Annotated in this window: 17 protein-coding genes and 1 tRNA gene; 12 read left to right on the top strand and 6 right to left on the bottom strand. The window is 56.9% G+C overall.

The window, feature by feature from the left end; genetic code table 11:
• The first annotated feature begins 428 nt into the window (after positions 1–428).
• The 4 genes from GOV38_RS22025 (at position 429) to GOV38_RS22010 (ending at position 4,322) form a co-directional block, all read left to right on the top strand.
• The gene (locus GOV38_RS22025; RefSeq protein ID WP_171210346.1) at positions 429–1,169 is read left to right on the top strand and encodes an allophanate hydrolase subunit 1; all 741 of its coding nucleotides are present in this window, start codon (positions 429–431) and stop codon (positions 1,167–1,169) included.
• Positions 1,166–2,164, top strand: coding sequence for a biotin-dependent carboxyltransferase family protein (locus tag GOV38_RS22020; protein WP_171210345.1), 999 nt, complete (start codon positions 1,166–1,168; stop codon positions 2,162–2,164). Before GOV38_RS22025 ends, GOV38_RS22020 begins: the two co-directional genes overlap by 4 nt.
• 11 nt (positions 2,165–2,175) lie before the next feature.
• Positions 2,176–2,937, top strand: coding sequence for a LamB/YcsF family protein (locus GOV38_RS22015; RefSeq protein ID WP_171210344.1), 762 nt, complete (start codon positions 2,176–2,178; stop codon positions 2,935–2,937).
• A gap of 137 nt (positions 2,938–3,074) precedes the next feature.
• Positions 3,075–4,322: a hypothetical protein gene (locus GOV38_RS22010; RefSeq protein WP_171136787.1), complete on the top strand. Its 1,248-nt coding sequence runs from the start codon at positions 3,075–3,077 to the stop codon at positions 4,320–4,322.
• Between the two features lie 73 nt (positions 4,323–4,395).
• On the opposite strand, the gene GOV38_RS22005 is transcribed toward GOV38_RS22010, so the two are convergent.
• Positions 4,396–5,757: a D-alanyl-D-alanine carboxypeptidase family protein gene (locus tag GOV38_RS22005; protein ID WP_171103974.1), complete on the bottom strand. Its 1,362-nt coding sequence runs from the start codon at positions 5,755–5,757 to the stop codon at positions 4,396–4,398.
• Between the two features lie 278 nt (positions 5,758–6,035).
• Positions 6,036–6,737: an HAD family hydrolase gene (locus tag GOV38_RS22000; RefSeq protein WP_171210343.1), complete on the bottom strand. Its 702-nt coding sequence runs from the start codon at positions 6,735–6,737 to the stop codon at positions 6,036–6,038.
• A 92-nt stretch (positions 6,738–6,829) separates the two neighbouring features.
• On the opposite strand from GOV38_RS22000, the gene clpS reads away from it, so the two are divergent.
• Genes clpS through hemF form a run of 4 tightly spaced genes read left to right on the top strand, consistent with a single transcriptional unit; the run spans position 6,830 to position 9,901 of the window.
• Entirely contained in the window at positions 6,830–7,171 is a 342-nt protein-coding gene (clpS, locus tag GOV38_RS21995) for an ATP-dependent Clp protease adapter ClpS (protein ID WP_171103969.1), read from the top strand.
• A 36-nt stretch (positions 7,172–7,207) separates the two neighbouring features.
• Positions 7,208–8,173 (top strand): class I SAM-dependent methyltransferase, encoded by a 966-nt coding sequence (locus GOV38_RS21990; RefSeq protein WP_171210342.1) that lies wholly within the window; start codon positions 7,208–7,210, stop codon positions 8,171–8,173.
• A gap of 37 nt (positions 8,174–8,210) precedes the next feature.
• Positions 8,211–9,011 carry an SDR family NAD(P)-dependent oxidoreductase gene (locus GOV38_RS21985; protein WP_171210341.1) on the top strand — a complete coding sequence of 267 codons (801 nt, stop codon included), beginning with the start codon at positions 8,211–8,213 and terminating at the stop codon, positions 9,009–9,011.
• 5 nt (positions 9,012–9,016) lie between these two features.
• Positions 9,017–9,901, top strand: a complete 885-nt coding sequence (gene hemF, locus GOV38_RS21980; protein ID WP_171210340.1) for an oxygen-dependent coproporphyrinogen oxidase — start codon at positions 9,017–9,019, stop codon at positions 9,899–9,901.
• 3 nt (positions 9,902–9,904) lie between these two features.
• Here the strand turns inward: hemF and GOV38_RS21975 are convergent, their stop codons facing one another.
• The 4 genes from GOV38_RS21975 to modA form a co-directional block, all read right to left on the bottom strand.
• A complete protein-coding gene (locus GOV38_RS21975) occupies positions 9,905–10,273 on the bottom strand; it encodes a hypothetical protein (protein ID WP_254430681.1) in 369 nt (122 codons plus the stop codon).
• Positions 10,274–10,424: 151 nt separating this feature from the next.
• Positions 10,425–11,519 carry a molybdenum ABC transporter ATP-binding protein gene (modC, locus tag GOV38_RS21970; protein ID WP_171210338.1) on the bottom strand — a complete coding sequence of 365 codons (1,095 nt, stop codon included), beginning with the start codon at positions 11,517–11,519 and terminating at the stop codon, positions 10,425–10,427.
• A complete protein-coding gene (modB, locus tag GOV38_RS21965) occupies positions 11,516–12,208 on the bottom strand; it encodes a molybdate ABC transporter permease subunit (protein ID WP_171103958.1) in 693 nt (230 codons plus the stop codon). The genes modC and modB overlap by 4 nt, the downstream gene beginning before the upstream one ends.
• 3 nt (positions 12,209–12,211) lie before the next feature.
• Positions 12,212–12,982 (bottom strand): molybdate ABC transporter substrate-binding protein, encoded by a 771-nt coding sequence (gene modA, locus GOV38_RS21960; RefSeq protein ID WP_171210337.1) that lies wholly within the window; start codon positions 12,980–12,982, stop codon positions 12,212–12,214.
• A 180-nt stretch (positions 12,983–13,162) separates the two neighbouring features.
• Here modA and GOV38_RS21955 point away from each other — a divergent pair, with 180 nt between their 5' ends.
• The 4 genes from GOV38_RS21955 to GOV38_RS21940 all read left to right on the top strand — a co-directional run bounded on the left by GOV38_RS21955 (position 13,163) and on the right by GOV38_RS21940 (position 17,765).
• Positions 13,163–14,416, top strand: a complete 1,254-nt coding sequence (locus GOV38_RS21955) for an aminotransferase class V-fold PLP-dependent enzyme (protein ID WP_171210336.1) — start codon at positions 13,163–13,165, stop codon at positions 14,414–14,416.
• A gap of 85 nt (positions 14,417–14,501) precedes the next feature.
• Positions 14,502–14,577 (top strand) — tRNA-Val (locus tag GOV38_RS21950).
• A 130-nt stretch (positions 14,578–14,707) separates the two neighbouring features.
• Positions 14,708–15,715: a site-specific integrase gene (locus tag GOV38_RS21945; RefSeq protein WP_171213040.1), complete on the top strand. Its 1,008-nt coding sequence runs from the start codon at positions 14,708–14,710 to the stop codon at positions 15,713–15,715.
• Between the two features lie 538 nt (positions 15,716–16,253).
• A complete protein-coding gene (locus tag GOV38_RS21940) occupies positions 16,254–17,765 on the top strand; it encodes a hypothetical protein (RefSeq protein ID WP_171210334.1) in 1,512 nt (503 codons plus the stop codon).
• Positions 17,766–18,394 lie beyond the last annotated feature (629 nt).

Here is an 18,394-nt window from a genome sequence, read left to right as displayed (position 1 = left end):
CCGTCACACCGTCTCTCCAGTGGGTCCGCACAACCTCAGCTGCGCCGGTGAAGGGCGTTCTAAGTAATACTCAAAACTTCCGCAAGAAGAAAAATGGCTATTTTCACATTTTTTTCAAATTTATAATTTCACCATAAAAAACAATATCTTACATTCACCTGAGGTCACATAAGCCTTTGGTGCTGGCCCGTGCGCCCTATTCAGCAGCCGCAAACCCGAAATCAGCACTCGGTCCGAACACAATATATAGCCCAGGATACCCCCCACAGCACAAGAACCCAGAGCCACAAGTGATTCACCTTGGCCCAGAAACTGTTCTCAAAACCGCATCTGGTGGTTTCGGATTCTCTCCCCTGAGAACTTGCACTTTGGTCATTGATGGGGTCAGGTCGCTGCATGAAACAACAGGCCAGTACTGCAGGCACCCAATGACAGGCACAAAGACGTTCCCACGAATTCGATCCGTTGGCCTTGACGGAGCGCTGGTCACATTTGCAGATACTATGACAGAAGCCTCAAACCGGGCAGCGATTGCTTTTCGAAACGCAGTCGAAACGCTGAACTGGGACGGGGTTATCGAAACCTCGGCTTCGCTTGCATCAACTTATCTGCGGTTTGATCCGCAGGTCCTGCCACATGAAGACGTTCTGGAGCGTTTGAGACAGATGTTAGAGCGCCAGGACTGGTATGGCGCGCCTTTGCCAAAGGGCCGTAAGCTGTGGCATGTGCCCACTGTCTACGGAACCGATCTTGCTCCCCAATTGGATGAGGCGGCGGACGCCGCGGGTTTAAGCCCCGAAGAGGCTATTCACCGCCTAAGTCAATCGCGTGTACGCGTTTTGACTATCGGGTTTGCACCTGGGCAGCCCTATCTTGGCCCGCTGGGGCCAGAGTTCAACATCCCCCGGCAGAAAGAGCTGACCCCCATGGTACCGTGCGGTGCGCTGGTGCTGGCGATATCGCAATTTGTGCTGTTTGCGGGCCCAACGCCCACCGGATGGCGCCATGTGGGGCAGACCGGGTTTCAGTGCTTTCGCCCTGATCACGCCGACAGCTTTTCTTTGGCCCCCGGCGATGAGGTGGTTTTCACCTCTGTCACCCGCGACGAATACGACGCGCTGCAAACCGATGCCATGGGCGGTGCTGTGTTTGAAGAGATCACATCATGAGTTTGCGGGTGCACGCAATCGGCCCGGCCTGCACGGTACAGGATCTTGGACGCAGCGGATACCTTGATCGCGGTCTGTCCCGGTCCGGTGCTGCCGATGTTTTGGCTCTCTATGAGGGGGCCGCTTTGCTGGGTCAAAGCCCTGATCTGGCACAGCTAGAGATGGCCGGGCTGGGCGGCACGTTCGAGGCAACGCAAAGCCTGCGCTTTGCGCTGACCGGAGCACCCATGCAGGCCACAATCGACGGGGCGACGATTGCCTGGAACGCGTCGCATAGCCTTGAGCCTGGACAGACGCTTGTGATCGGCGCCGCCATACACGGCAATTATGGCTATCTTCATCTGGGTGGCGGGATCGATACGACGCCTTTTCTTGGCTCACGCTCGACCCATCTGACCGCCAATATCGGAGCAGCGATCCAAGCCGGTGACATTCTGCCAACGGGACCAGACAAAGGGGAAGCAGGTAAAAAGCTGCGGCCCGACAATCGGTTCTCGGGCGGTCTGTTGCGGATCGTCTCAAGCTTTCAGACTGAGCTGTTCGATCAATCCACTCTGGACCGGTTTACCGCAACGACTTTCCGACGCGGAGCCCGCGCCAACCGAATGGGCATGCAGCTGGAAAGCGACGGTGCGGGGTTTGCCGCCAAAGGTCAGCTGAACATCTTGTCCGAAGTGATCACGCCGGGAGACATACAGATGACCGGCACGGGTAACCCGTTCATCTTGTTGCCCGAGTGTCAGACCACCGGGGGCTATCCCCGAATTGCGACGGTCCTGCCCTGTGACATGCCGCGCGCGGTGCAAACACCGGCGGGTGCTGGGGTTCAGTTCGAGTTTGTGTCGCTCGATCAGGCTTTGGCGGCAGATGCAGCTTTCCGGTCGGAACTGATGCGCCTGCCCCGCCGGATCGAGGATCTTGTGCGCGACCCGCATGACATTCCAGATCTGTTGTCCTACCAATTGATCAGCGGAATGATCTCAGCCACAGAATAAGGAGTCTACCCATGCCCCGCGTCGATCTGAATGCCGATATGGGGGAAAGCTTTGGCCCTTGGAAGATGGGTGATGACGCCTCCCTTTTGAAGATTATCACATCAGCCAATATCGCCTGCGGGTTTCATGGTGGCGATTGGGACGTCATGGCCCAGACGATGGCTCTGGCGGCGGAAAACGATGTGGGGATCGGCGCGCATCCGGGGTTCCCGGATTTGCAAGGCTTTGGTCGCCGCCAAATGAAAGTGCCTCATGACAGCCTGCGCAATCTGGTGCGGTATCAACTGGGCGCGGCCATAGGAATGGCCAAGGCGGTCGGCACGCATGTCCGACATCTGAAACTGCATGGTGCACTGGCGAATATGTGTTCGGTCGATTTCGACATGGCGCGCGCCTGTTATCAGGGTGCATTGGACGTCGATCCCGACATCATCATCATGGTTCTTGCGGCCACCAAACAAGAAGAGGCCGTGCGGGAGCTTGGATGCAAATGGGTGGGCGAAATCTTTGCGGATCGGGCTTACAACGATGATGGCACACTGGTTGATCGCAGCCTACCCGGCGCCGTCATCCACGACCCTGATCTGGCCGGGCCGCGTATTCTGAATATGGTGAAAGAAGGTGCTATCATTACAGAAAGTGGCAAACGGCTTGAAACATCTATCGATACGATTTGTCTGCATGGCGATGGCCCTACGGCCGTTCAGATTGCGCGATCCGTGCGGGAAAACCTGATCAATGGCGGCGTTGAGGTGACCAAATTCACCCGATGATCAGGCAAACTTCATGGGCATTCACCAGATAGCTTAGTGTTGCCCCGGCGCGGCTTGGGTGCTTAGCATGCGGTGGCAGAAGATTTTCTTTTCCACCCCGCGCTGGCCGGGATCGGAATACGCAAGGAGCATTGCTTATGTCTTTTGATCTGATGTCTTATCAACCCCGGGGCGATAAGAAAAACTCGGACTTTTTCGCCGAATACCTGCCTAAGATCTACGAACGGCGCACCAGTTCGGGCTTAGCCGATCTGGTCGGCCCTATGAAGGCAATTGTCATGCAGGTCGAGCGCGACGCCTTGTTTGACACGCTGGTCGAGCTTTATGTGATGACCCCCTACCGCCACACGGCCAGCTATCTGGGCCAAACCCATAAATTCGCGATCCTGCATTCGCAGCCCCAATTTCCTGCGCTGATTGTCATGGCACCGCTCAGCGACGCGTTCGAGGATTTCATTTCGCGCGTCAATCGCATGTATCCGCTGGCACGCGGCACGCCGCAAACGCGGTATGTTGGCGAAATTTACGGTGCCAGCGATTTGGACACGTTAACCCGCACCCTCGAAGATCAAAATATCCGCTTTGAATACAGCGGCGAAACTGAAAACCCGTTTTATTCCGCGCAGGGTTTCCGCTTTACCACCCCATCGGATTTCACGTGCAATCGGATTGGCTACTCCAGTCTGGACTTCAACGACACTGACAGCCTTGGCCTGGGCGAACGCGTGTTGCTGAGCGATGAGGAACAAGCCCGGTTGGATCAGGCCGCAGGTTTTGGGCAAGACAGCAAGATCGCACCCCTGATGCTGGGCATCGACCATCTGGCAACACGCATTCTTGCCGGTGAACGAGAGGATGCCATTCTCGAGTTTCTGACGATGGTGCCCTATTACTTCTGGGGCGCATACAACATCTTTGACATGAACTCCTCGACCAATGTGAACCGCAACCCGACCGTGGATGATGACAAGAAATCACCCGCCAAAGTCTTCACAGCCAACAACACGCCGTCATTTGTAAACTCTTTCGCAAAGCTACCGATGCCTACCGAGGATTTCGTGCGCAATTTCGGACGTCGCCTGCACCACATGGCGGTCGAGATACAGGATGGCGACCACAATGCCGGGGAAAAGAACGTGGATTTCGTGGTCAACACGCTGAAGGACAAAGGCGTACCCTTTCTGGCCCATGTCGTGGGCGAGTGCAAAGACGATCCCAACCTGAAACAGATCTTCTCGAAACACTCGAAGAACACCCTATTGATCACCGAGTATATCGAGCGCTGCCACAAATATGATGGCTTCTTTACCAAGGACAATGTTGCCGCCCTGACCGCTGCGGCAGGTCAGGATGAGCAGTATCAGCATGGTCAGGTTTTCGACTGACAGCCCCTGAAAATGAAAAAGGCTGTGAACCGAGGTTCACAGCCAGTGCCCATGAGTGAGAATGTGCCGGCCCTTATGATGGGCCGATCATGAAACAGGTTACGTTGCGCGCTTGCAAGCGACGGCAGGCCAAGTCCGCCTGTTCGCGTGTCATCCCCTGGAAGGTAGCATCAAACCCGCGATTGCTTTGGTTCACCTTGCGCAAGGTGCCTTCCAGGGTCGTCATTTCGGTGAGCGCCGTTTTCAGCAAGACCTTCTCGGCCTCATACCGGGTCGTGTAACGGCCAACGTTCACGCCCCACAGATGCCCACCAGACGATGACAATCGAGTCACCACCTCTTGCTGCGGTTCAGGAATTTCGACCGGTTCGGCTGAGGCGACTTGCTCACCCTGAGGGCGCGGTGCCGGGCGTGGCGCGGTTGACCCTGCGGCCTCGGCAATGGCTTCCGCGATACCGTCCTGAATACGAGAACGTTTCTCGTCTACAGTTTCTGCGCCAGCCTCGGCTATCTGAACCCGCGGTCTGATGACGGGACGCAAGCTGGTTTGGGGGGCACCGGTTGCCCGCGCGACCTGAATATCACCCAACCCTGTGTTGCCCGCGTAGGCCGGACGTGCCGGTTTGCGGATGGGTGCGCGAGATGGTGCGCGCCGGAAACCCATATCGAGCAATTCCGCGACTTTTGCGTTTCGCGATGCCCCGGACTTGCCGCCAAACACAGTGGCAATAATCCGTTCATCCTTACGTTTTGCCGAAGCCACAAGATTGAAACCCGCCGCCCGCGTGTACCCGGTTTTGATCCCGTCCGCGCCTTTGTAAGCCGCCAGCAGGCGCCGGTTGGTATTCGGCACGGTTTTGATCCCGGCATGGGTCGATTGGCGTGAGAACAGGTTATAATACTGCGGGTAATCATACAGAAGATGCCGCCCCAGCGTGGTCATGTCACGTGCCGTAGACAAATGCCCGGCCTCGGTCAGACCATGCGCGTTTTTGAACGTGGTGCGGCTCATCCCCATCGCTTTTGCTGTCCGTGTCATCCGCCGAGCAAAGGCCGCCTCGGACCCGCTGAGCGCTATTCCGATCGCCGTGGCCGCATCATTCGCAGATTTCACGGCCGCAGCACGGATCAGATAGCGGAACGCAATCGTCTGCCCGGTCCGCAGTCCAAGCTTGGAGGGCGGCTCAGCCGCTGCAGCCTTGGTGATGCGTACGGGGGTGTCCAGAGTGATCTCGCCGTTCCGAACGGCCTCGAACGCGATATAAAGCGTCATCATCTTGGTCAGCGAGGCCGGGTGCAGTCGTGTATCGGCATTTCGCGAGTGCAGAACCTCTCCGGTTCGCGCATCGATTACCATTGCCGCGTAGGGTGCCGCCACCGCCTGAACGGGCGCGAACGCCATCAGCCAGACGAATGCTGTAAGGATAAAGCCCATCCGGGCCGGAACTGTCCGCCGAATCCGCACGATTTTTGCCTCTGTCTGCCTCGCGCCGCCGGGTTTTCCCGGTCAGCTCATTTATTTATTGTCTGTCAGGCTAACACAGAGTCCTCGCCAAATAAACCAAAACCCGCGCGTTTCGCCGATTCGTGAGCGGCCTCAAACGCCACTATATATGGTGTTTTTCCCCACTCTACCCACCACATTCGGATCCCCTCCAAGAACAAAGGAAACTTGTGAACAGTTTTTTCCCAACCTGCGACCAATGGGCCACATCACCCAAGCGACTGAACCAGTTCTGCAAGTCCGCTCAGGTCCTCAAGTGCCCGATATCGCGGATGCTCCGACGGTGTGTCAGCATGCTCGATATCCCACAACAGATCATGCGGGACATGAACACCCCAACTTCCGGCATCAAGCGAAGCAACAACATCCGACCGCATTGAATTTCCAACCATCATCGCGGCCGCCGGCCCATCCCCGTGTCTCTGGAAAACATCGCGGTAGGTTTGCGGCGTTTTTTCCGAAACGATTTCTACTGCGTCAAACAACTCGCCCAAGCCCGATTGAGCCAGCTTGCGTTCCTGATCCAGCAGATCACCCTTTGTCACCAAAACAACGTTATGAGTAGGTGCCACGGCCTCGACCGCCTCGCGCGCATGCGGCAACAGCTCGATCGGATGGGCCAACATCTCTTGCCCCGCTTCGATCAAAGAGCGAATGACGCGCGCAGGAACGCGGTCGTCCGTGACCTCAATCGCGGTTTCGATCATCGACAGGGTAAAGCCTTTAATCCCATAGCCATAGCGCTGGATGTTGCGCTTTTCAGCGTCCAGCAATCGTTCCATCAGGTGATCATGTTCGGCATAATCCTTCAGCAGTTCGGCAAAATGAGCCTGTGTCAGTTGAAAGAACCGTTCGTTGTGCCACAACGTGTCATCTGCATCGAAACCAATTGTTGTCACCTTCTGATCCATGCTGATTCCGTTCGGTTCCTCTTTTCTCTGACCACCTGCACGTTATATAAGCCCGGATACGAACCGAAGACTGAATCGGACCTATAAGATCAATGCGCGAAACTCCTTGGATGATGTCTGACAAATCGGACGACGATGGCGACACGTCGATCCTGGTCGAGTCGCGCCCGAAGACCAAGCGTCCACCATTGTATAAGGTATTGCTTTTGAACGACGATTATACTCCGATGGAGTTTGTTGTTCACGTGCTTGAACGGTTCTTTGGCATGACCCACGCACAAGCATTCGAGATTATGCTGACGGTTCACAAGAAGGGTGTGGCGGTCGTTGGTGTCTTTAGCCACGAGATTGCCGAGACCAAGGTGGGTCAGGTCATGGACTTTGCCCGGCGGCACCAACACCCCCTGCAATGCACCATGGAGCGTGAAGAGTAGGCGCAGCCGTCGCCAAACTCTTGTGTGGAAATATCGATGTCCTCCCGCCTCAGCTATGCATTGGAGTCTGGCCTTTCTCTATCACAACCGATCTCGGTGATCGGCGCGACGCCTGAACACAATCTGTCCGCTTTGCCTCGGGACACTCAGGTTGTTCAGCCGTTCAAGCCTTTTCACGACCGCTTTGCTGCAGCAGGTTTTGAAACCGTACCGAAAAGCGACGCGCCCTGTCAGGACGTGATCTTGATCCTGCCGCGCGCTAAGGCTCTGGCCCGTGCTTTGGTGCAACAGGCTTGCGCGCGCGCTGACGGCCAGGTGATCATAGACGGCGCCAAGACGGATGGCGTGGACAGCCTTCTGAAAGATATTCGCAAGCGTGTGGATGTTTCGGGGCCGGTCGCAAAGGCGCATGGCAAGATTTTCTGGTTCTCCACCGATAAAACCGCATTCGAAGACTGGACCGCCCCGGTATCGCAAGAGGTGCAGGGCTTTCGCACCGCGCCCGGTGTGTTTTCAGCAGACGGGATCGACCCGGCCTCGGCCCTTTTGGCCACCAATCTGCCCCAGAAACTGGGCGCGCGCGTCGCCGATCTGGGCGCGGGCTGGGGGTTTCTGTCTGCACAGATCGCACCGAATGCGGCAGTGACAACCCTGCATCTGGTCGAGGCTGACCACACCGCGCTGGACTGTGCGCGGATCAATGTGACCGATGCCAAGGCGCAGTTTCACTGGGCGGACGCGGTGACCTGGACGGCGCCCGACCCCGTTGACACCGTGGTTATGAACCCGCCCTTTCATACCTCGCGCAGTGCGGATCCCGGTCTTGGCCAGGGCTTTATCACCTCAGCCGCGCGGAACCTGACCCGCAGCGGCCAGCTGTGGATGGTCGCCAATCGTCATCTGCCTTACGAGGCCACGCTGAATGACGCGTTCATGCAGGTTGATGAGATCGCGGGTGACAATCGGTTCAAGGTCTTTCATGCCTCTCGCCCTCGGCGGTAAGCGCCGCTAACCTATTCCGCAACTCAGGAGGATTCGGATGTCCTTTTCCATAGCCGGCAAAACCGCGATTGTGACAGGTGGCGCCAATGGTATCGGTCTTGCCATCGGACGACACTTTGCGGATGCAGGCGCAAATGTCATGTTTGCCGATATGGACGAAAAACGCCTGAGCGAAGAGCTGGGCGACAAGGCCGAAGACGGCAATATCCGTTATTTCGCGGGCGACCTGCGCGAGAAACTGACGATCGCCAATTTGCTTTCGGCCACCCTGGATGAGTTCGATCAGGTCGACATTCTGGTCAACGGCGCTCGTCAGGTGATCCCGTCCGATCCGCTGGATACCGATGACGACTCGGTCCGCACTTTGCTCAACCAGAACCTGATGCCTGCCTTGCGGCTGAGCCAATTGGTTTCCAAACGCATGATAAAGCAAGCCGGCGACGACGGTGACAGCCCTGCAGGTTCGATCATCAACCTTTCGTCTATTGCCGCAAGACGCACGCATCCCGACCTGATGGCCTATTCCGTGTCAACCGCTGCGCTTGATCAAATGACCCGGTCGCTGGCCGTGGCGCTTGCCCCCAACCGGATCCGCGTCAATTCGATTGCGCTTGGCTCGGTCATGAGCGCATCGCTGCAATCGACCCTGAAGGAAAACCGCGATTTTCGCGATGACATTGAAAAACACACACCCCTGGCCCGTATCGCCGCCCCGAATGAGCTGACAGAGACAGCGCAATTCCTGGCCTCGGACGCGGCGGGCTTTATCACAGGTCAGATCCTGACCATTGACGGTGGGCGAACCCTGCTTGATCCTGTCGCAGCACCAGCACACTGAACCCCATGTTTGATACCGAAAAAGCCACAGCTTCTGGCTGGTTCCGCCAATTGCGCGATGACATCGTAGCCGCGTTTGAATCACTGGAAGACAACCACCACACCGGGCCGTTCTCTGATGCCGAACCGGGAAGGTTCGAAGTGAAGGAAACCAAGCGCCAATCAGAGGACGGATCGGATGCCGGTGGCGGGCTGATGTCGGTCATGCGTGGCGGTCGCGTGTTCGAGAAAGTCGGCGTCAATGTCTCGACCGTATTTGGCACCCTGGGCGATCGTGCCCAGAACGCGATGGCCGCGCGCAAGGGTATTCCCGGCATGAAAGACGACCCGCGCTTTTGGGCGTCGGGCATCAGTCTTGTGGCGCATATGCAAAACCCGCATGTGCCTGCGGTGCATATGAACACGCGCATGTTCTGGACGCCCCATGCCTGGTGGTTTGGCGGCGGGTCCGATCTGAATCCCTGTTTGGAATATGCCGACGACACCGCGCATTTCCACGCCACGCAAAAGGCACATCTGGATCCACATGGCACAGATCACTACCCTCGCCTGAAGGCTTGGGCGGATGAATATTTCTATATCCCCCACCGCAAGCGCGCGCGCGGCGTAGGCGGTATCTTCATGGATGACTATTGCACCGGTGATTGGCAGGCGGACTTTGCCCTGACACAAGACATCGGACGGGCCTTTTTACCTGCATTCGTTCCACTGGTCGAAAAGCGTCGCGCTCAAGATTTTGGCGAGGACGAAAAAGATACGCAACTGGTTCATCGCGGACTTTATGCCGAATACAATCTTGTCTACGACCGGGGGACCAAATTCGGGCTTGAAACGGGCCACGATCCCGACGCTGTTCTGATGAGCCTTCCGCCCCTTGCCAAATGGGTTTAGCGCTTAGAACCCAAAGTCGATGAAGTTGTCATAGCAGTACCCCTGCGCTGTTCCTGCGGACATATTGGCGCCAACGCGCTTTACCGTGACTGAATAGCTTTTGCCGGTATCGGCACCTTCTGGCGGTGTGAATGAAAACTGCACTGTCCGCGCGCCCTTGATATATTCACGGCTTATGTAAATGCGTTGGCTTGACTTGGTTCTGAGCGTTCTGATGGCATAGTCACCGATACCGCACCAATAGGCCACGGGTGCCGAGCTCCCAAATGTTTTGACCTCGTAAACCCCACCGTCCAGCGGTGTCACCTCGGTTCTGAACTGCGGTCTAACGCCGATACCAAATCCGACGGCAGCCGCAATTCCGGGCGTCAATCCAAGACACAATACCAATAACAGTCTAGAGACCCGCATAGAAAATCCTCGCTGTAAAATGGCCGCACGGATGCGGCTGTGCGACGCTGACACAACCTTAGCGCTTTCCAGCAGGTTTGCCATCGCTGTCTTTGAAGCACTGGCGCAGGAACTAGGTTGCAACGCGCCCGCCGACATCCTGGGGGGCCAAAGCCACCGTTTTGATCACTGCATGGCACGGCTGGCCCAGTTCTAAGCCCAAGGCCTCGACCGAACGCCGTGTTACCCGGGCCAAAACAACACCTGCGGGGGTCTTGACCGAGACAATTGCCCCTGGTCCCTCACCAGCACGCACCGCCTCGACCGTGCCCGAGAGGATGTTGAGCGCTGATAGCCCCTCGGGAGGTTTGTTGGACAGGATCACCTCTTGCGCCGGGATGCGGATGCGCAAATGCTCTCCAACCTGATGAGGAATGCGCGGCAGGAAAAGACGCGCGTCACCTGCGCGCAGTTCGGTGAGCCCGTCGGTGTGATGCTGCGCCACCTGCACCTGCAACACCGCCCCCACCGCGCGTACACCCGCAGGCGCCACAGACGGGTCCGCCAGCACGTCCGACGCAGGACCATGGCGCAAGACCTTGCCGTCTTGCAGTGCGACGACCGAGGTTGCCAGTCGCGCCACCTCGGCTGCGGAATGCGTGACATAGAGGATCGGCACCGAAACCTCGTCGCGCAGGCGTTCGAAATAGGGCAGGATCTCGGCCTTTCGGGCCTCATCCAACGCAGCCAGCGGCTCATCGGCAAGGATCAGGCGCGGGGCGGCCAACAGCGCCCGGCCAATGGCTACCCGCTGTTTTTCCCCGCCTGACAGCATCGCCGGACGGCGATTCAGGAGATGACCGATCCCCAGCATCTCGACCACGCGGTCCTGGCTTTCGCGCTGCGCCCCCCGAGGGGCAAACCAACGACCATAGGCCAGGTTCTGGCGCACGGTCAGGTGCGGGAACAAACGGCCTTCCTGAAAGATGTATCCAAGCCGCCTGCGATGGGTCGGCAACCAACTGCCCTGATCGGTATCGAACAAAACCCAATCGTCGACGGCCACGCGCCCGGCCTGTGGGCGCAAGAGCCCCGCCACCGCATTGATCACTGTGGTTTTACCCGCACCTGATCGCCCGAACAGAACCGTCACGCCCGGAGGGGCTTCAAACTCCAGATCCAGCGCGATGCCGGGCAATTGATGCTGCAATCGGACCGAAAGGCTCATGTCCCGGCCACCCGCCGCGCCACCCGGCGCCCCACATATTCCGAGAGCAGCAGCGCTGTCATCGCGACAATGACCGAAATGATCACCAGCCGCAGCGCCGCCGGTTCACCCCCTGGCACCTGTAAAAAGGAATAGACCGCGGAAGGCAGTGTCTGGGTCTGGCCGGGAATGTTCGACACGAAGGTAATGGTCGCGCCAAACTCTCCCATTGCTTTGGCAAAAGCCAGAATTGCGCCTGCAATGATGCCTGGCAGGATCAGCGGGAGCGTTACAGTGGCAAACACGAACATGCGCGAAGCCCCCAACGTCGCCCCGGCCTGTTCCAGTTTTGGATCCACCGCCTCGATCGACAGTCGAATGGCGCGCACCATCAAAGGAAAAGCCATGATCCCGGCGGCCAGAGCGGCCCCGGTCCACCTAAAGGCGACCACAATGCCGAACTCGGCCAGAAACCGCCCCAACGGGCCTTGGATACCAAAGGTCAACAACAGCAGATAGCCAGTGACAACAGGGGGCAGGATCAGCGGCAGATGCACCAATCCGTTCAACAGCTGCCGCCCCGGAAAACGCCAGCGAGCCAGCGCATAGGCGACAAAAATACCCAAAGGCAAGCTGACCAACGTGGCCCAGATCGACACCCGCAGAGACAAGCGCAGGGCTTCGAGCTCTGCAGGACCCAGCCACCCCATGGCTCAGCCCTGCGGCAGGGTAAAGCCCTGCGCCTCAAAAACCGCGCGCGCGGTATCTGTTTGCAAATAGGTCAGAAACGCAAAGGCTTGGGGGGCGGCGTCACGCGTCGCAGCTGCCGGATAGATGATCGGCGGATGGCTGTCAGACGGGAATACCCCGATCACTGAAACACGGCTCTCGGCCAAAGCATCTGACCCGTAAACAATGCCCAAGGGCGCGGCTCCGGTGGCTACCAGTGCCAGTGCCGCCCGAACGTTATCAGACTGGGCAATACGCCCCTCAACATCAGCCCAAAGCCCCAGTTCCTGCAGTGCCGATTTCCCGTAGATCCCTGCCGGAACGGCATCGACCAACGCCATCGCCAAAAAGCCACCGTCCAGCCGCGCATTCAGGTCCAGCGCAGCATCGATCTGGGCCTCTGCTTGCGCTGGCACCCCGATCAGCACCAGGTGATTGCCCAGAAGATCAACCCGGGTTGTCGCGTCTACCAGACCGTCCTGCACCAAAACGTCCATCCATTGCGCATTGGCCGAGATGAACAAATCCGCAGGAGCCCCCAACTGAATCTGACGGGCCAGAACCGAAGAAGCCGCATAAGAAACGGTTACCTCGCCCCCCGTTTTATCAGAGTAATCGGCAGCGATCTGATCCAATGCAGTTTTCAGACTGGCGGCCGCAAAGATCAAAACACCCTCAGCCGACGCCCGAACCGGCGCTGCCAGCACGACGCACAGCGCCATGACCATCAGCAGGCTGCGTCGGGCGACAGTCATATTTGAGCCTCCGGTTCAGAGGGTTGCGGTTCTCAACGGCATATCGGAGGCACCCGGGAACAAGCAAGGCCCTTTGCAGCCACCGATTGGCGCATATCGCCGACCTGACATGTCGCAATTGGGATTGATCCCGCGCTTTTTCCTGTCAAACCTACACCGAGCCAAAACAGGACCCGCCTCATGCTGCACCAGACCCCCGGCCTTATCGACGACATCCGCGCCCGTTTTGCCCACGTCGACAGCTGTCCGTTTCAAGGCCCCCGTATCTTTTTCGAAAATGCCGGTGGTGCGCTGACACTAAATTCGGTCACTGAAACCTCGGCCAAGTTTGCCGCGATCCCCGATAATCAGAGCCGTGACAATGTGGCCAGCCATGCGCTGGTGGAAATCATCAATACCGCAAAGGCGGATATGGCAACGTTCATGAACGCGCCAAGCGGGCAGTTTTTCATGGGCGAAAGCGGGACAGAGTTGCTGTTCCGCATGATCCGAACTGCCTGTGTCAACGCGCCGTCAGGCTCGAAAGTGATTGGCAGTTCAATCGAACACCCCGCCAGCCGTAGCGCTGCGCGTCGCTGGGCCGAGATTGCCGGGTTGGACTATGTCAACGTTCCACATGATGACGCGACGGGTATGGTCACGGCAGAGGCCTATGCGGAACAGATGACACCGGATGTGGCGGTGGCAACGATCCTGCATGGCTCTCCTGTGACCGGAATGGGTATGGAAGTCGCCGCCATCGCACACGCGATCCGCGCCGTCTCGCCTGATTGCTTCATCATCGTGGACGGCATCCAACATGCAGCTCACGGCCAGATCGATATCGCAAGCTATGACATCGATGGTTATGCCGTCTCACCCTACAAGGTGTTTTCCCGGCACGGTTTCGGAATTGCCTGGATCTCGGACCGGTTGACCGCCCTGCCCCATGACCAGCTCATCAACGCTCCGGCCTCGGGCTGGGAGTTTGGCACCCGCGACACCGGAGCCTATGCCACAATGTCGGATGTGGTCGCGTATTTCGACTGGTTGGGCGGCCGGGTCTCTGGCTCTGAAGATCGATCAGAACGCATTCGCGCGGCTGGCGCTGCGATCCATGCGTATGAAACACATCTGACGCACGCCATGATCAACGGCACCGGCAACCTTCCCGGTCTGCGCGAGATGGACCATGTCGCGATTCTGGCTGGCGCCGACAATCCGGCGCGCGAAGGCCTGGTTTCGATAACTGTAAAAGGCATGGCGTCGGCGGACGTGGTCACGAAACTGAACCAACTGGGTATTCGGACCCATACCCGAAAAGCCGACCATTACAGCGGCAATGTCCTCGACCCGTTGGGATTGCCCGATTGCATCCGAATCTCACTCTGCCATTACAACACTCAGCACGAAGTGGCTCAGCTGTTGGCGGCCATGAACGCCATAACTGATTGACGCCGAAAAATGATGCCGAATTCAGAAAGAAATTCCACGAAACCCTCTTGCGCCCACCGGAACCCTTAGCTAAATGACCCCTCACGGGTGATTAGCTCAGTTGGTAGAGCGCTTCGTTTACACCGAAGATGTCGGGAGTTCGAGTCTCTCATCACCCACCATCCTTACTTCGCGATGTATCAAGGTCTTACGCGACTAGCACCTTTTGCTGTGCTGCGCACGAAGCTGTGTCCGCTGCGCCTCCGCTGCACTTAGACAGAAAAGATGTCTCCAACACAGGAGATATGGGCCATGGCAACATTCGTAAAACGGCCTAGTGGAAAGTGGCAGGCGACTGTTCGGAAGGACGGGCTATCCCGATCCAAGTCATTTCTAAGGCGTGCTGATGCGACGAAGTGGGCTCGTGAGACGGAGTTGAGCGCGGAGAGAGGATTGCTCACCCCTGCCTTCAGCATTAACGCATCCGAGATGACACTTGGTGAGGTGCTAAGAAAATACCGTGATAACGTCACGAGCAAGAAACGGTGCGCGGACAATGAGAGCTGTGCAATTAACGGGTTCCTGCGCAAATGCTCCAAGCTAGCCGAAATGAAGGTCAGTAAGCTGCGATCCACTTACTTTGTCCACTATCGTGACCAGCGCATTAAATCCATGAAGGCGGCAACTGTAGTGAGGGAGTTGGGTTGGTTACAGCATGCCCTTGATGTCGCCTGTGAGGATTGGGGGCAGAACCTGCCACAGGGGAACCCAGTCAAGTCTGTCCGGCGGCCCAAGATCGACAACCGCCGAGAGAGGCGATTGCAGCAGGGAGAATGGCAGGCTTTGCTGGAAGCCGTGAACCAAGCCCGGTCTCCGCTGATGAAGCCATTGCTGACGCTTGCTTTGGCAACCGGGATGCGCCGAGGGGAATTGCTGACGATACAATGGAAGCATGTAGACCTTGAGCGTCGGACAGTGTTCTTGCCCCAAACCAAAAACGGTCGCGCCCGTACAGTGCCTCTCAGCCCGAATGCCGTTGCCGTTTTGATGGATCTGCCACGCGGGAACGACCGGTGTTTGCCCCTGTCTGGTAATTCTGTGCGATTAGCCTTTGAGCGCCTCAGGCAACGGGCAGGCGTGGTAGACCTTACATTTCATGACATTCGACACGAGGCGGTGTCCCGCTTTGTGGAAAGCGGATTATCGTTGGCGCAGGTCCAAATGATCAGCGAACATCGGGATTTGCGGATGCTGATGCGTTACACCCACCTGCAGACCGATGACATCGTGGCAAAGTTGGCAGCCGTCGAACAAGCGTAAATCGGCGTGATGCTGTGCAGGGTGGTCATAGTCTCTCAATGCGTCAGTTTTTGACCACCCTACTCCCTATCAAGCGACAACGCTGCTCTACTAGCCTTTTGGCTATCCCGTGGCTGGCTTTCTATCCCGCACATTTGGAAATGGCATTAACCCTTCCTCTTGTGAACACACAGGCGCTAACCCTCCGTCTTGTGAACTAACAAGCGTTACCACTCCCTCAGTTGAGCAAAACCCCTCCCTCAGTTGAGCATACAGGTTTCGCTTGGTCATTGTTGATCGGGTTGCTTAGACGACTTGGCCTTCCTTTACTCCAATGCGAGTGGAGTAAGTGGCAAGTAAGCACAAGTAAATAAACACTAAATAACGCTGACCTGTAAGCAAAGGTACTAAAAAGAGGGCATTTGATCCCTCTAGTTTATCCAATGCGTGTTCACCGGGATTTCCTCCCAGTCGCCCCAACGGGGCAGTTCCATTTGCTCGGTATCCACCAGAGCGTATTCCCCAAACTGGTCCAATGGACCGAACACAGGAGGCTTGAATGCCCCACATCACTATTGTCGACAAACCCTGTGGGTATGGCAAATCCACAGAAATCAACCGCAACTTCAAAAAGTCGGAAAAATACATAGCCGTTGTCCCGTATCTAAGTGAGGTGGAACGATTCATCAAAGGTGCCCGAACGGGTTCCGATTTCATTCTGACACAGCCTATTTGCAACGGCGGCAACAAACGCGATCACTGCGAAAAGTTGATCCGGGCGGGTAAGTCAATCGCTTGTACACATCAACTATTCTACCGGCTCGGAACTCTTGCAACCCAAGACACCGGCGTTGCGAGATGTACTGAGTTCGACAGCCACAGCAAACCGACCATCGAAGTCGATCACTTGCTTAGTGGATACAATCTCATCATCGACGAGGTCGTAAACCCCTTCGAGGTCGAACAGACTGTCCGAAAGGTTGACTTTGATGCAGTTTACCTCGGTCTTGGCATGGCAGAAGAGGAGCCTGACGGACGTATTGTTCCAACAGAAAAGTGGGATGAGCTATACCGCTTAGGGGACAAGACACTTAACCGATCACTATATGAAAAGGCCAAGTCTGGTGCACTTTATCGCATAAGCGAGAAGCTGTTAGTGCTCGCCATTCCCAAAGAACTCTTGCTCAAGCCCAAGTCCGTGACGATTTACACGTACCTTTCGGAAGGATCGGTGCTGCTGCAGTACCTGCAAAAACTGCGGAAAGACCACCCCGAATGCTTCACACTGGAGGTGGAGCGTCTGGATGCAGTAGATGAGGCAGCATGGCGAGAAGATGTTGCTAACGCGCTAACGGTTCTACCCATGCCAGAGATAGCGAACCAAAAGTGGACACATTGCGCACAGCTAAAGTCGATCAAAACGCATCGGGAGTGCTCTTCGATTGGTCAGAAGCTACGCAAGTTCAAAGACAGAGAACTGTATGGAGTAAACCTCAAAACCGTTATGCTGACGTGTGCACGTGACCTGTGGCATGGGGCAGCAACAGGCCAAAAACCAAAGGCAGGCAGGCTATCAAAGCATACACGGCTGTTCGGTCGCGCAATGAAGGAAGACGTGTACAACAAGGACACGGAGACCTTTGACGAGGAGTGGACCACAAACGGTGTCAGCTTTGTGCCCAACACTACACGCGGGACCAATGACCATATCGGGTGCACAACAGCAGTGTACCTATATGATCAACACCCCAACCCACAACTGTTGACCTTCCTACGCATGAAACGCGACAGCAAGGAGGCTCATAGGTTCTCGGATGCCTATGCGTTGACCGAACTGGTGCAGTGGCTGTTCCGGTCCGCAATACGTGTCGGTGGCCTAAACGGTACAGGACACACCCACACGCCAAGGCGTCGGGTAACGCTCTACATGCCATCTAAGAGAATGCGGAACCTACTGCTGAACTGGCTGCTGACGGGTCAGGTCAATAGTGGACCGGTCAATACAACAGGACAGAGACAGACTGAGTTGCTTGCCCGATTGGAGGGTCGTCAGGTGGCGGCAGTAGCTTAATGCCGTTTGATATAGCAGCGGAACAGACGTTCCTAACTCGTGAAGAGGCCGCCTTGCGCGGCCTTTCTCGTTTCTGGACTGGTCGACCATGTAAGTATGGGCACGTGTCCGAGCGGTATGTTAGCAATCGCCAGTGCGTGCAATGCAACGCCGAGAAAACGATGGAACGGGATCGACAGTATCGAGCAACCGATCCTTCTTACCGTATGTTCCGGTCAGTACTAAATCGATCTGGGCAAGTGCTGTTGGGTCGAGCTAAACCGTCTAACTCGGTCGGCTGCTCAAAGGAAACGCTAACGCGGCACATAGAGACCCAGTTCTCGGACGGCATGACATGGGCTCGGTACGGTCAGTGGGAAGTAGACCACATTGTCCCTCTCTCGGCTGCCCGATCTTTGGAGCACCTTGTCGAACTTTGCCACTACAGCAACCTGCAACCTCTTTGGAAGCGGGACAACCTAGCAAAGGGCGGGGCGTAAGCCTCGCCCGTGCGGGCCAGCATCTATCTTCTTTGCACAAGGCGGGTTTGCGAAATTTGTTCAGGCCGCACCTACAGCGAGTATTCAGGAAAAAAGGTACAGCCGACATTCCTTGAGTTTAGGCCGAACGTCAGTTCTGCGGACTTTGCA

The sequence above is a fragment of the Ruegeria sp. HKCCA5839 genome (assembly GCF_013035585.1).
In the GTDB taxonomy this organism is placed as follows: domain Bacteria; phylum Pseudomonadota; class Alphaproteobacteria; order Rhodobacterales; family Rhodobacteraceae; genus Ruegeria.
Note: the sequence above shows the minus strand (reverse complement) of the source record. Positions and strands in the feature narration are given on the sequence as shown.